This window comes from Paenibacillus sp. FW101-FHT12H11 (assembly GCF_058790355.1).
This window is the reverse complement of the sequence record NZ_JBYTCO010000007.1, coordinates 401,468-416,165: the sequence shown is the minus strand read 5'-3', so window position 1 is coordinate 416,165 and position 14,698 is coordinate 401,468. Positions and strand designations below refer to the sequence as shown.

Annotated in this window: 12 protein-coding genes; 6 read left to right on the top strand and 6 right to left on the bottom strand. The window is 45.8% G+C overall.

The features are described from left to right. The first annotated feature begins 4 nt into the window (after positions 1–4). From AC3WTJ_RS24360 to AC3WTJ_RS24335, 6 genes are all read left to right on the top strand, one after another. A complete protein-coding gene (locus AC3WTJ_RS24360) occupies positions 5–1,759 on the top strand; it encodes a sulfatase family protein (protein ID WP_492524017.1) in 1,755 nt (584 codons plus the stop codon). 82 nt (positions 1,760–1,841) lie between these two features. Further along, the gene (locus AC3WTJ_RS24355) at positions 1,842–2,504 is read left to right on the top strand and encodes a class I SAM-dependent methyltransferase (RefSeq protein ID WP_492524016.1); all 663 of its coding nucleotides are present in this window, start codon (positions 1,842–1,844) and stop codon (positions 2,502–2,504) included. A gap of 12 nt (positions 2,505–2,516) precedes the next feature. Beyond that, positions 2,517–3,122: a class I SAM-dependent methyltransferase gene (locus tag AC3WTJ_RS24350; protein ID WP_492524015.1), complete on the top strand. Its 606-nt coding sequence runs from the start codon at positions 2,517–2,519 to the stop codon at positions 3,120–3,122. A gap of 132 nt (positions 3,123–3,254) precedes the next feature. Further along, the gene (locus tag AC3WTJ_RS24345) at positions 3,255–4,751 is read left to right on the top strand and encodes a spore germination protein (RefSeq protein ID WP_492524014.1); all 1,497 of its coding nucleotides are present in this window, start codon (positions 3,255–3,257) and stop codon (positions 4,749–4,751) included. A gap of 1 nt (position 4,752) precedes the next feature. Next, entirely contained in the window at positions 4,753–5,910 is a 1,158-nt protein-coding gene (locus AC3WTJ_RS24340; RefSeq protein ID WP_492524013.1) for a Ger(x)C family spore germination protein, read from the top strand. A gap of 16 nt (positions 5,911–5,926) precedes the next feature. After that, a complete protein-coding gene (locus AC3WTJ_RS24335; protein ID WP_492524012.1) occupies positions 5,927–7,030 on the top strand; it encodes a GerAB/ArcD/ProY family transporter in 1,104 nt (367 codons plus the stop codon). A 49-nt stretch (positions 7,031–7,079) separates the two neighbouring features. Here AC3WTJ_RS24335 and AC3WTJ_RS24330 read toward each other — a convergent pair whose 3' ends face one another. The 6 genes from AC3WTJ_RS24330 to AC3WTJ_RS24305 form a co-directional block, all read right to left on the bottom strand. Continuing rightward, positions 7,080–7,976, bottom strand: coding sequence for a family 43 glycosylhydrolase (locus AC3WTJ_RS24330; protein ID WP_492524011.1), 897 nt, complete (start codon positions 7,974–7,976; stop codon positions 7,080–7,082). Positions 7,977–7,988: 12 nt separating this feature from the next. After that, positions 7,989–9,614, bottom strand: a complete 1,626-nt coding sequence (locus AC3WTJ_RS24325; protein WP_492524010.1) for an extracellular solute-binding protein — start codon at positions 9,612–9,614, stop codon at positions 7,989–7,991. Between the two features lie 30 nt (positions 9,615–9,644). Then, positions 9,645–10,520 (bottom strand): carbohydrate ABC transporter permease, encoded by an 876-nt coding sequence (locus AC3WTJ_RS24320; protein ID WP_407867575.1) that lies wholly within the window; start codon positions 10,518–10,520, stop codon positions 9,645–9,647. A 12-nt stretch (positions 10,521–10,532) separates the two neighbouring features. Beyond that, positions 10,533–11,387 carry an ABC transporter permease gene (locus AC3WTJ_RS24315; protein ID WP_157322206.1) on the bottom strand — a complete coding sequence of 285 codons (855 nt, stop codon included), beginning with the start codon at positions 11,385–11,387 and terminating at the stop codon, positions 10,533–10,535. Between the two features lie 246 nt (positions 11,388–11,633). Next, complete coding sequence (locus AC3WTJ_RS24310; protein ID WP_492524009.1) at positions 11,634–13,883, bottom strand: helix-turn-helix domain-containing protein; 2,250 nt, start codon at positions 13,881–13,883, stop codon at positions 11,634–11,636. Between the two features lie 78 nt (positions 13,884–13,961). After that, entirely contained in the window at positions 13,962–14,678 is a 717-nt protein-coding gene (locus tag AC3WTJ_RS24305; RefSeq protein ID WP_492524008.1) for a metallophosphoesterase family protein, read from the bottom strand. Positions 14,679–14,698 lie beyond the last annotated feature (20 nt).

Genomic DNA, 14,698 nt, shown 5'->3' with positions numbered 1-14,698 from the left:
ATGTATGCGTAAAAAACCGAACTTCCTCCTGATCATTGTCGATGAGGAGCGGTATCCTCCAGCCTACGAAAGCCCGGAGATTGGCGCTTGGCGGCTCACGAATCTCCCAGCACACGAACGACTGCGTGCAAATAGCATAGAGCTCCACCGCCATTATATCGGCAGTGCTGCCTGCTCTCCGAGCCGGACTACGATGTTTACCGGACACTATCCGTCTCTCCATGGTGTTTCGCAAACGAACGGTATCGCGAAGAGTGCTTTCGATCCCGATATGTTTTGGCTGCCGCCAAATACAGTGCCTACAATGGGCAACTACTTTCGCGAAGCAGGCTACCAAACCTATTACAAAGGGAAATGGCATATTTCCTATGAAGATATTTTGGTACCTGGAACGCATACGGATGTGCCAAGTTATAACCCGGCAACCGGTGTCCCGGTTCCGCAGCGGGAACAGCTTTACTTGTCCGCCGATCCGCTAAATGCCTTCGGCTTCTCCTCATGGATCGGACCTGAACCACACGGCCGCAATCCACATAATTCCGCTTCATCGTCAGCCACAGGCATGAGCGGCAGGGATGTCGTGTATAGCGCAGAGACTGTGAAGTTGATTGAAGCGCTGGACCATCAAAAAAGTGCCGATCCTGACGCCAAGCCATGGCTTATCGTCGCTTCCTTCGTAAATCCGCATGATATTACACTTTATGGGACGCTAACCGCCAATCTGCCGAACATGTTCCAATTCCATGTTGATCCAATGCCTGAAGTCCCTCCTCCGCCAACGATTCATGAATCGTTACATACGAAGCCAGGTTGTCAAGCCAGCTACAGAGATACCTATCCGAAAGCTTTGCAGCCAATTATCAATGAGCCCTTTTATCGAAAGCTGTATTATCAATTGCAAAAAAATGCCGACCATCAAATCATGAAAGTGTTAGATGCCCTAAGCCGCTCTTCTTTCGACGAGGATACGATCATCATTTTCACTTCGGATCACGGTGATCTGCTAGGCGCCCACGGCCATCTGCGACAGAAAATGTACTGCGCTTATGAAGAAGTTCTGCATGTACCTTTTCTCATTCACAATAAGCGCCTTTTCCCGCAGAAACAAAGTTTTTCAGAGCTAACTTCCCATCTTGACCTGCTGCCCACCATGCTTGGACTTGCAGAGGCAGATATGCCTGCCATTGAAAACAGGCTGAAAAGCAGCTTCAGTGAAGTTCGTCCCTTCGTTGGCCATGATTTGACACCATATTTACTCCATCGCCCGGAGCATAAGGGAACTGCCTATGCGAACGAACCGATTTATTTCATGACGGATGACGATATTACGCGAGGCCAACAACAAATTGATCCCTTAGGGCGATCTTACAACTCTGTCGTACAACCAAACCACATCGAGACCGTTATCGTCGATCTGCCTGGGCAACAGGGACGACCGAATCAAACATGGAAGTTTACCCGATATTTTGATAATGATCAGTTCTGGAGTGATCCCGGTGTACGCGATGTGACAATTCAGCTATTTGGCGAACTGTGTGCAGATTCGGATCAAACAACAAGTCAAGTTACTTGCAAAACCGTTCCGGTGCCCGAGGAATATGAATTGTACAACTTAACCGAAGATCCACTCGAAACTCGTAATCTCGCTCATCCAGCTTGGTCCAATTCACAAACGGAATATGTACAGTCTTATATGGTTCGTTTATTGGAGGAGCAACGAGGTCGCAAACGTTTGAAACCAGAACCTTTTAACCCATAAGGAGACCTTCTATCACCATCCAATTTTGCATACCTATATAGCTTGCAGAGTGAATGCTTTGAGGAGAAAGGAGGTCTTCCACATGCCTAATTCCCTGCTTCAAACCCGTTTTATTATTCAGTCTGATCCTATGGTACAAGAATTTCTCTACCGTTTACCCGACACTTGGTGGAGCCGGACCTATGAGTACGCGTGGTGCGCTTCCTTTATTGAAGATACCGACATCGCGTTGGATGCGGCTTGCGGGATCCCCCACCCTTTTAAATTTGTTCTCGGCCGTAGATGTAAGCAAGCTTATGCTTGCGATTGGGATGCGCGGGTGCTTTCAACCCAAAGCTTACTTGAGTCCATTCGTTCGGATATTAATGAAGAGGCGGCAGAGTTTGTACGAAAGGGAGATTATACGGAAACCATTCTAAGTCAAGCGAGCCTTACTCAGCTTCCTTATGCGAATGATTTTTTTGATAAAATCTTCTGTATTTCGGTGCTCGAACATTTAAATCCGAATGATATGCTGCTGAGCATGAAAGAATTCAGTAGAACCTTAAAGGACGATGGACTGTTGATCCTTACACTCGACTATCCGACTGTTGACTTAAACATGTTTCAATCCTTTGTTCACAATTCCGGTCTGGACTTCCTCTCCGAAACAAATTTCACTCTTCCTCCTGATGCTCTCCACACCGATTTATGGGGTGGATTGTATTGTTTCCGTGCCGTTCTGAAGAAGAGAACACCTGCTTGAGGAGGAATCGGGATGAGTTTTGATTATATTGACTTCTGGGACCAGAATTATAGGTTAGGAGGCGATTCCGGCAGCGGCTCTTATGGGTTATTGGCTGAATTCAAATCCCAAATAATCAATGATTTAATTCAAAAACATGCCATTTCCACCGTAATTGAATTTGGATGCGGGGACGGCAATCAGCTGCAAACGATGAATTATCCGCAATATTTAGGTTTAGATGTTGCACAATCCTCAATAAGCTTGTGCAAAGAGATGTATAAAGATGACAGGAGCAAAAGCTTTATGCTTTATAAGCCCGGCTTTCTGATTAACCGCGGATTCTTCCAAGCGGATCTCGTTGTTTGCTTGGATGTACTCTATCATATAACCGATGAGGAAGATTTTAGTTCAACGTTAAATGATGTGTTTCAAAGTTCCAGCCGGTGGGTCGTCTTGTATACGAAGATCACGACAGGACTAGAGCCCCAAGAGGTTCCTACGATTCTTGACCGGGACATTGGGGCGTATTTATCCAAGCATTCTGATTTTAAAATGACGGAAATCATTCAGCAGCGTTATCCCAAGCTGTCTTCTTCCCATTTCATCCTAATGGAACGCGTTTCTTCTTCTCTCTGATATCGTGCAACTCCATGCATTCCTCCCGAATGAATCCAGCCACTAATGCAGCTCCAGAATCGCGCCTTCATCCAAAAGCTTTGCATAGAAAAAACCATAAGAAGGATAATAAGGAAAAATTACTGGAGCTGCATGAGCTTGATATCCTCAAGAAATTCCGTTACCTATCCGCAGGATACCATCAGCACGGACTTGGCTGAGAACGAAGCTTTGCTTCACCAAGTATTCGCACATTGTTTCGACATCGTCTTTCAACGGGTCGTTTTGTCTGACGAATGTACAATTCTCATGGTCTATGTCGATGGAATGATTGATAAGAACGTATTCACATCGCCTCTGTTTCATTCATGGCTAATGGAAAAATCCGGCGTCAGCGCCAAAGAAACAGTCGACTATCCGATTTTGAAAGAGCATTTTGCGGTCGTACGTCCGCTTCGTAACGAATGCCGCCTGAAGGAAATCGTCGAATCGATTCTGCAGGCTTACTTGGCTGTATTCATCGAAGGTGAACCGGAAGCGATACTTCTGGAAACGGCCGCTTTGGAGCTACGAGGAGTCGAGGAACCTGCGTCCGAGGTGAGTATTCGCGGTCCCAGAGAGAGTTTTACCGAAACACTTCAAGTCAATACGAGTCTCATTCGACGACGAATTCAAACCCCCGTCCTGAAGTTTGAATCCGTCGTTCTCGGCACATTTTCCAAAACCAAAGTCGTCATCGCGTATGTGGAAGGACGAGCCCGTCCGGATTTGGTTGAGCTGGTCAAACAGCGAATGTCCACCATCCAAATGGATATCGTACTCGATTCCGGCTATATTGAAGAATTCATTGAAGATAGATCATTCACTCCTTTCCCTCAAGTCATGAATACGGAGCGACCTGATATCGTGGCGGCTAACCTGATGGAAGGAAAAGTAGCGATTTTGACGGACGGATCGCCGCAAGCCCTGCTCGTTCCAATGACGTTCTGGACCGCATTTCAAGCTGTCGAGGATTATTATGAGCGGTTTCTCTATTCCTCCCTGGTGAAGTGGTCCCGATTTATCCTATTCTCCATTTCTTTATACCTGCCTTCCTTATATGTCGCGATTACGACATTTCACCCGCAGCTGCTGCCGTCGAACTTTTTGCTCAGCATAACGTCGGCTCGTGAAGGTGTTCCATTCCCAGCGGTTATTGAAGCGCTCTTAATGGAATTCTTGTTCGAAGGCTTGCGCGAGGCCGGAGTGCGGCTGCCGAAAGCTGTCGGCTCAGCCGTCAGTATCGTAGGTGCCTTGGTGATCGGGGAAGCTGCGGTAAGGGCCGGAATGGTCTCCGCCCCAATGGTCATCATAGTCTCCATAACGGGAATTGCGTCCTTCGCTATCCCCCGCTACAACATGAGCATCCCGTTCCGAATTCTTAGGTTTCCGCTTCTTCTTATTTCCGGAGTTCTTGGCTTGTTCGGAGTTGCGATGGGAACGATCATCATCTTAATCCATATGGCTAGGCTTGAGTCGTTCGGAGTCGCTTATCTATCTCCGATCGCTCCTTTTCAGCCCGACCAAATCAAGGACGTTCTTTTGCGCGCTCCATGGCCAAAAATGACTTCACTTAAAGCTTTTATTCACAGAAAGCCTACACGGAGGTAATATGCAGAGCAAACGATATGGCTTGAAGCAAGCTCTCCTCCTCCTGCTGCTGGTCCCGTTAACCGGATGCTGGGATCATAAAGAATTGAACGACCGCTTATTCGAATTAGGTTCTGGTGTTGATCGGCTTGATGAGGAAAATGTATTACTGATCGGACAATTCATGAATCCGAAGAAGTCCGAAGAAGCAGGCGGCGGTGAGAAACAGTCTTACTTCATCGAGACAGGAACAGGAAAGACTGTGTCCGACTGCTTATTGGACATGCAGTTAAAGCTATCGCGAAGAATAACCCGAGGTCATCGCCAGAACATTTACATTGGCGAAAAAACGGCAATGATCGGCATTTCGAACGATATCGATTCGGTCACTAGGGATCCAGACAGCCGACTCAAATCGGACATATGGATTGTCAAGGGCGGAACCGCCCTTGAGTTTATGCGAATGTCCTATCAGCTGGAGAAAATGCCCGTCATTGCCCTTTCAAAGTTAAGACAAATTATTGGCAAAAGAACAGGTAATTCGTTACTAGAGTTATTAGTCGAGCAAAACGTTGAAGGAAGCGGTTCGACACTGCCTGCCGTCGAGATGTCATATGATTCGAAGCTCCAAAAGAAAACGTTGCATGTTTACGGCCGCGCGGTTCTTAACCGAAAACTGCAATTAGTCGGTTATTACGAAAGGTTGGAATCGGCTTATCGGTTATGGCTCACTGGTGAAACGGATCGTATGCCTGTCACGGTATCCATGTCAAACGGAGAAGGATCGTACAGCGTTACGATCAGTCAATTGGGCAGCAAGGTGCACACCGAAATCCACGGCGAGCAAGTGGCAATAGGTGTTGAAGTGAAAGGCAATGCCGTTATAGTGGAGAGCACTGCAGGTGTGGATTTTCGCAATGATGAGATTCTGAGAACTTACGAAACCGAATTAAACAATCATATCGAAAAGGCGCTTTTGGACGTGATGCAGAAAGCACAAAAGCAGTTCAAAGTGGATGTTTTCCATTTTGGAAAAACAATCTCCAGGCAGCATCCTGAAGCATGGGCAGAATTGAATTCCCACTGGGAGCAAGCTTTTTCCAATGCCAAACTTACTGTTCATTCGAATGTGAAAATCAAGCGAATCGGACTCCAAGGGGCGCCTCCCAATAAAAGTTAACCCTAAGGAGCTTGAGATGAAGCTGACGAAATATCAATTGTTTTGGTTGTTATTTTCAATGGAGATGGGAATGACTTTGCTGATAACGATCAGCCCGACATTCAAAATAGCCAAACAAGGCGCACCTCTGGCAACGCTCCTGGCTGGTGCTGCTTCTTTGATCATCACCTATATCGCGATCAAACTAAGCCTTCTTTACCCGGATCAAACATTTATCGAATATGTACCGAGAATTATCGGCAAATGGCTGGGCAAGGCAATCGTCTTCGCCTATCTGCTTATGTGGATCATCGTAGCTGGTATCATCCTTCGCCAATATGCTGATTTCGTACATTTAACCTTGTTCGTGACGACTCCTTTATGGGTCATCATCTTGTTCATGTTGTTGGTTATTGTCTACGCGGTGCACGGAGGCATTCATATCGTCGGGCGCTGCAGCGAAATCATCGGACCGATCGTCATTTTTAACGTGTTATTGTACAGGCTCCTATCTATTAAAGATTTGCGCATAGAGCGGCTGTTCCCCCTCTTGCCAACTACGGGTTGGATGCCTGTGTTAAAAGGGAGCATACCGACCATTTCCTTCTTGAGCGAATCGGTCATGATCGTGATGCTGATCGCTTTTCTTACAGAAAAAAAGAAGGCGGTTTCCTCTAGCTTGTGGGGTGTCGGCATTGCAGCTGTCATCATTGTGAGCACCACGATCGATGTGTTGCTGCTTATGGATAACACCCTTCCAGGCAAACTGCAAAACCCCATATATTCTTTCAGTCAATACATTTCCGTCTTGGAATTTATACAGAATCTCGATAGTGTACTCGTCGTTGGCGTGAGCTTCACCGTTTTCGTTAAAGCATGCCTCTACATGTTCATGGCCAGTTATGGAACGGCCCAATTGTTCCAGATACGGAAATGGCGTTATCTGCTTTGGGTTGTCGGTACACTCGTCTTCGTCATCGCCATATTTCCACGAAATGTGGACCAAACCGAAGTAGCATTCCCTGCTTTCTGGAAAAATGTAATACTTCCATGTTTCTTAATCGCTATCCCAGTGCTCTTATGGATGATCGGGACTGTCAAAAATCGCTTAAAACGAATTGAACAGCCAAAAGCCCCCTGACGGGGGCTTTTGATATAAACTATAGGGCTTGATAGCCGCGGCTATTTGCTTATTCGTTGGGCCTTATATAAGGTATACCCTCAGCCCAGCCAACCTCTACTTTGGAGAGATACCACGTTTTTCCTTTGTCGTTATTGCCTTGAAAGAATAGATAGGTGCGGCCATCGTCATCCGCGAAGAAAAAGGGATGCCCGGATTCACTTTCATTCCAACTTCCCGGCTTTCCACTTGGGAGGAGCGGCTCCTGGAACATTCTTTCCCACCGAATGCCATCTTCGCTGATTGCGCAGCCTATCTGTTGAGGCTCGTTATTGTAGGCTCCCGCATAAAACATATAAAGCTTTCCATCCCGCTTATGCATAGCAGCAGCCTCAATACACTTGCCTTCCCAATCCAGTTCGGGCTTCAAAATAGATTCGGCGCACCTTTGTGTCCAGGTAGATCGGCTGTAATCGGAATCCACCGGAGCCGTCGCCACGCCTTGCATCTGAATTTCGCCCTCCGGATCGCGAGTGGCGAAGTATAGCCATAACTGATGCTCATGCACAAGGACATCGGCATCAATCGCTCGCCCGTTATTCCAGTCTCCGTTAGGCGCGAAGATAGGATTCGTTTCATTCTTGGTAAAAGTCAGACCGTCATCCGATACGGCGTGACAAATAGCATCTTTAGGGAAATTACCATAAGTTTGGTAAAACAAGTGGACACGGCCCTGAAGTACAATCGCCCCAGGAGCGCAAATCCCTTTGGCTTCACATTCTTGTTCGATGGGAACTTCGCCAATTTTGGTCCAATTCTCCAAATCCGTACTCTCCGCAATGCCGATTCCCCATCGGCCGTCAATGAATGGACCTCTGGAATAATACAATAAATATCTTCCTTGATAACGAACTACCGCAGGATCTTTCGCGTACGGGATGCCGGCTGTTAAATCTGCAAATTTCAATGGTTTCACCTCTTAATTTTTAATGAATTTCCACATATCTTTGGCCAAAAAAGCCGTATCTTTCTTCTCGTCATACCATTTCAAGTAGAACTCCTCCAGCTTCGCTCCCCCAGATTTCGCCCACATATCCTTGGCATCTGTGAAAGCCTGATCGACACTGTAGGACGCACCGGAAACAACCGCTTTGCTATAGAAATCCGTTATTTTGGAAACATTCGTATTGACAACCTTGAGGTCCTCTGGCAGCGCCGGCATATGCTCGCTATAGGTAATTGGCGCATACTGTACGTCAGAGCTTAGATTCGCTTCATTATTTTGCTTAATGAGATCGATGAAATCTTTCTGCATCGGCTGGCTGGAATCCAGTTGACTTGCTACACTAGCACAAGGTTCCATCTCAATCTGCTGAAGCAAAAGCTGGAAGTCGTTATTCCAGGAAACTTCTTTGCTGAACTGCTGAATATCTTTGGGAGCGTAACAGCCATTCGCATTTTTCGCAGAGTCAACCTCCGGCGTTCCATAACGAAGCATTTCCCCCGTTGACTTGGACGCCATAAAATCAATATATTTCATCACAGCTTCCGGGTCTTTCGCTTTTGCGTTGACGACTGTCGTCATCTGAACCGGGTTATTCACGCCAACAGCGAAGCGGCCATAGGGAGATTTCGGCAGTTTAATGGCTTTCACCTCTGCGCTAGGCACATTCTTTTTCAGCGGTTCATAGTACGTAGAATAGTTAAGGGGATCCACGGTGCGCCCGACAAAAATACCCGTTTTCCCGTTAATCCAATCCTGCAGCGCTTTCTGGCCATTTTTATCCGTCAAAAAGTCTTTATCCGCTAATCCGGCATCAAATAACCGTTTCTTGAAAGTAACTGCTGCTTTGGCTCTTTCCCAATCGTGGACGAGCTTGCCGCCTTCAACGACCCATGAAACATCCTGGAACATGGTGCTGATCGAACCGCCGGTCTCACCGCTTAACGCGATTCCATAGGTATCTTTTTGGCCGTTGCCATCCGGATCATTTTCCGTAAAAGCTTTTGCGACATTAAACAAGTCTTCCACTGTTTCCGGTTCTTTCAACCCAAGCTTTTTTAACCAGTCTTCGCGAATGAATAAAGCTTGGAATCCGGTCAACTTCTGCACGCGCCCGAACTCGTATTGTTTGCCGTCTGATTTCGTGCTGGCTTTCTTAAGCTCCGGATATTTCTGCATTAACTCTTTGTACGTCGTACTGTATTTCTGAATCAAGTCATCAACCGGCATGATCTGTTTCTGCTGTACAAGCTGGTCTCTGAAGTTAGCATCAAATTCTTCGATGACGTCAGGGGCATTGCCGGATGCGAACAAAATGTTCAGCTTCTGAACGGATTCTCCCCGAGGAATCGGCACATATTTTGCTGTAGCCGGCCCTGTTTCATTCAACCATTTCGTCCATCTGTTGTTATCAATCGTCCCCATCCCTTGCGGAATGTTGCCACGGTCATAAATGGTAACCGAAATGTTGCCTTTCTTCTGGGTTGTTGCCGGTGTTTCCCCCTCTTTATTGCCGCTGTTATTTGAACAAGCAACTAATAGGCATCCACAAGCTAATGATAAAGTGACAGTCGTCACCGTTCTTTTTTTCCATGTTTTCATTGACCCCATACCCCTTTACTAGGAATTGAATTATCCTTTAACGGCACCAATCATAACACCTTTCACAAAATGCTTTTGCAGGAAAGGATACACAACCATAATCGGAAGCACCATGACCATGATCGCAGCCGAATTGATTTCTTCCGGTGTCAATCGAATCTGATCCGCTGCATCCGAACTGTTCATTTGGGCAAGCATCGTTTGGCTCTGAATCATTTGCTGCACCAGTACGGATAAGTTGTATTTCGTCGTTTCATTCATATAAATCAGGACACTGAAAAAAGAATTCCAATACCCTACACCATAAAATAGCGCGAGTGTTGTCAAAACCGGCATGGAAAGCGGAAGTACAATTTTGCTCAAATACATCCAATCTCCGCATCCATCTATGCGTGCCGCATCATCGAGCTCACTCGGTATATTTTCCATGAAAGATCGGAGCACGAGCAAGTTGAAAGTGCTAACTAATCCTGGCAGCCATAGCGCCCAATAGGTATTTAGCAAACCCAACTCTTTGACTGTTAAATACGTTGGAATAAGGCCGCCGCCAAAAAGAAGCGTAAACACGATTGCAAACGTATACAATTTGCGCCCGTAAAAATAAGTACGAGTCAGCGGGTAGGCTGCCAGAATCGTGAAGACCATGCTAAGTACGACGCCAACCGCTGTTATCTGGATGCTGTTTAGAAAAGCATTCACAATCGGCGTCCCCATTAAAAGCTGCTTATACGACTCTAATGAGAAGCCTATGGGATATAGCGATACCCATCCGGAAGCCACAGCATGCGTATCACTAATGGATAAGGACACGATATGGATCAATGGAAACAAACAAGCCAATCCAGCTATCGTGAGCAACACATAAAATACGAAAATCAAGCTCCGTTCACTTGCAGATAATTGCATGATAATCCTCCTTCACCATAGTCCATTACCGAATTTGCGAGCAATCCGGTTCGTGATGAGGACAAGAATTAGACTAACTAAGGACTCGAACAAGCCAATAGCCGCCGATAAACTAAATTGAGAACCCATTAAGCCAATCTTGTAAATATACGTGCTGATGACTTCCGATATATTGGATACCGTGGAGTTCTGCAGCATAAAGATCTGATCGAATCCAACTTCCATCACCCGTCCCATTGCTAAGATAAACATTAATACGACCGTTGAGCTTATACCTGGCAGCGTTACGTGCCATATCTGTTTCCATTTATTCGCCCCATCCAAGCTTGCAGCTTCATATAGACTTGCATCGATAGAACTCAATGCCGCTAGATACACAATGGCACTGAAGCCCGCTTCCTTCCATATTCCCGATCCTACAAAAATGGAAAGCCATGATCCTTCATGATACATGAACGCATATGATTGTCCGAATAGATACTTCCATAACAGATTAACCGTTCCGGCTTGCTGTGAAAAAACCGTCACGATAATCCCGGCGACAATAATCCATGAAAAGAAGTGAGGTAAGAAAATGAGCGTCTGAACGATACGTTTAAACCACATGGCTCTAACTTCATTGAGCATGATAGCTATCAGGATTGGAAATGGAAAGCCGATAAAAATCGATAATAAACTTAACATGAGCGTGTTTCTAATGATCTGAAGAGTGGCCGGCGTGCTGAATAGCACACGGAAGTTCTCAAGCCCCACCCAAGGGCTGTGCAAAATGCCATCACCAAAATTATAATGCTTAAAAGCCATTATGCTTCCAAACATGGGCACATATTTGAATGTAATAAAGAAAATGATAATCGGCGCAAACATAAGATATAACGGAATGTTGCGTCTCCAGATGGCGCTGCGAATCCTGCTCACCTCCTTCGTTAGTGATGCCCCAGTATCTCCTGCAGGAACGTTCCTGAGCACTCTTACACTATACGTTAACGCTCGCCAACGCTTCAATTTCCATTTTTCCTCGATAAACAAAAGTGTTTCCTATACGTAAAACCGCCCTTCTACGCAAGAAGGGCGGCTGCAAGGCAATCTGCAATAAACATTTTTCCTCGATAATCATGTTTGTAAATCGGCTTGCTTCAGCTTACGGTACTCACCTGGCGTAATCCCTTCACTCTTCTTGAAAGTACGAATGAACGAAATGACCTGCAGATATCCTACATGTTCGGCAATGGACTGGACGGAGTCGGATGTCTGGACGAGCATTCGTTTGGCTTCCTCTACGCGGATGCGAATCAGGTAGTCCACGAAGCGTTCGCCGGTCTCCGCCTTGAACAGCTTGCTCAGCACCCGGGAAGGCAGCTCGAATTTCTCGCTTAAGAAATGAAGAGATAAATCCGGATTACTATAAGCTTCTAACAGGTATGACTTTATTTCATTGATCAACGAGTGATAATCTTGCGTATTCTGCCATTGCTGCATGGAGGTGACAAGCTCATTGAGAAATGTTGTCAGACCCTCCTGGATCTCATCGATGAGATCGAACTGCGTTAATTCAGACAACGCCTCCGTTGGAAGCTGCATGGACCTGTTGCCCTCTCCCTGATCCGGCATATCCTGTTGCAATTTTTCTAATTCGTCAAAAATGTATTGAACGACATCGAGCACTCTCTCTCGTGGAAATTGATCGTTTTTCATCTCCGCAAACATGACATCCAGCACGTCACGCCAACTCGGCTCCGCTGCTCTAACTGCTTTAGCCAAAGTTTTGACGAATTGCAGCTGTCTGTACAAATCACCACGAGCATGCTGCTGCCCTTCTCTGGCATCATAGATGTTATTATAGCCATGCACCGTCCGGAATTGCCCGGCTTTCCAAGCATCCTGATAGGAGTGGCTGATCTCTTCCGCATCGTTTGCTTTTGTCCCCACATAAATAGAAGCTGTAAATTGCAAATTCAATGAAATCCAACTTTTCACAGCTTGGGCAATCGTATCAATGGATGAAGTGGACGGATCCAACTGGTTGTACAGGATGGCCACCAATTGGTCGGCTTCCTTCCATTCGAACCAAATGGGTACCTGTTCGCCTTGCGCAATTTCTTGTATCACCCCATGCATCACAAACTTAAGCAGTTTCTGATCCCGAATGGAGTAACGGTTGCGAAAATCCTGATAATTATCGATTTCGACAATCATCACGATGGACGACTCGAATGTCTCAGGGAGCTTCAACTGAGCGGCTTCCAGCATCCATTCATCCGAACTTAATGAGAAATTGCCTTCGAGAAGCTCATAGAACCAATATTTTTTGCGAATTGATAAATCCTCTTGATATCTCTTTTCATATTGATGCGAATTTTCCACTAAATTATCTAACGCAGAAGAAATGAACTGAAACTCGTCATGGGCCGTTTTTTTCCCCATCGACAAGCTTCTTTTTAGCGTATAACGATCAATCCGAATCATGATTTCTTCAATCGGCTTATAATTTCTATGAGTAATGTACGTCAAAAACAAAATACCGAGAAGCATCACCCCTAAGACAGGCAGCATCCACGCTTCAAAAAAGACTGAAAGCAGACTCGCTTGCTCCAGTGGAGGAACATTTACCTCAAGTGTCCAACCCGTGTAAAGGGATTGAACGCTGCTGCTGCCCCAGGCATTCGGCTTGGAACTTTTGGCTTGCACATTCCGCTCAAAAAAAGATGTGCCATCTGCACCCGCTAAGTTAATAGAATCAGCCGCATTTGCCTTAATCGTTTGCATCATACTATTCAGGGAACCTACTTGAATATTTATCACTACGACACCACTCGGAACCGAGGAGGTAATCGGGATTTGCTTGGCCAGTGAGACCACTTGACCCGGGCGCGTTTCACCGAGAAATTGGTTGTAACTGCGTGGGGACGTCCATTTGCTGCCCAAGGTGCCATGAAATGCTTGCTCCACAAAATCGGCATCTGCAAACTGATCGAGCTTAAACATGGAATTATCCGTAATCACTTCATTATTCTCTTTATTGTACAAATACACGTCTCCAGCAAACGGAAACAGGGTTTTGAGCTCATTTAACCTCTGCGTAATTTCATAGGCCGCAAATGGGGATGTCGGTTCATGGGAGTTATAATAATTTCGAATCCACTCATCCGTCAGCATTTGTTGAACAATATAATTTTCGATGGTTTGAAAGGAAGAATCCACGACATTCATCACATGCGCGGTAAAAACATCATTCGTATTTCGAATCCGTTCTTTCGTTTCTACATTCCATCTGTAATAAAACGCCATGCTGAGTATCAATACGACAAACACGAAAAACGGCATGTACGATAAAAGCAGACGGTAAAACCACTTTCTTTGCATGGTCTTCCCCCTATAGCGGCACTTAGTGTAACTTATAACTAAAATAAATTCTCCATAAGTTACACAAACTCCTCCCTATTACACTTCCTTCACCATGTAAACCTGCTGGCTTGGCAGCTCCAGACCATTTAACTGACCTCCGTAAACGGCGCCGCCATCAATGCCAATAATGCGATTCACACCAAAGTAGACATTAAAGTTCTCAGTATCACCATGCAGCGTATCTGTTGAAGTGTGCCCGAAGACCACAATTTTTTTATCGGAATAACCGGTATGAAATTCATCGCGAATCCACATCAAGGTATGCGGGTCCGTTTCGGAAATCGGAGTTCCGGGCTGAACACCGGCATGTACAAAGATATAGTCATCTGTTTCTATATAGTGTTCCAGATTCGTTATGAAGGCCAGGTGTTGCGATAAAATCTCCGATTGCAGCGTTGGTTTAACGAACGTCTCGGCATGTTCATCGACTGCGAAATCAGCTTCCGTAAACCCATAGCTTCTAAGCGTCATATCGCCGCCGTTAATTTGCGCCCAACGTTTCCAAGCACGTTCTTCTTCCGTCGTTAATGCTTTAATCATTAAGTCTTCATGGTTACCCTTGAGTACGAGCGCTCCCGCCTCTTTTAAAGCGATCACCTTGTCAATGACGCCTCTAGCGTTCGGCCCGCGATCCACATAATCGCCAAGCAGAATCAGTTGATCCTCTTCCGGACAATAGCGCGCAGCTTCCAGCAAACGCTCGAATTTTTCAAGTTCTCCGTGAATATCGCTAATGACAAGCATTCTTTTCATCTCGTTATCCTCCTGATGTC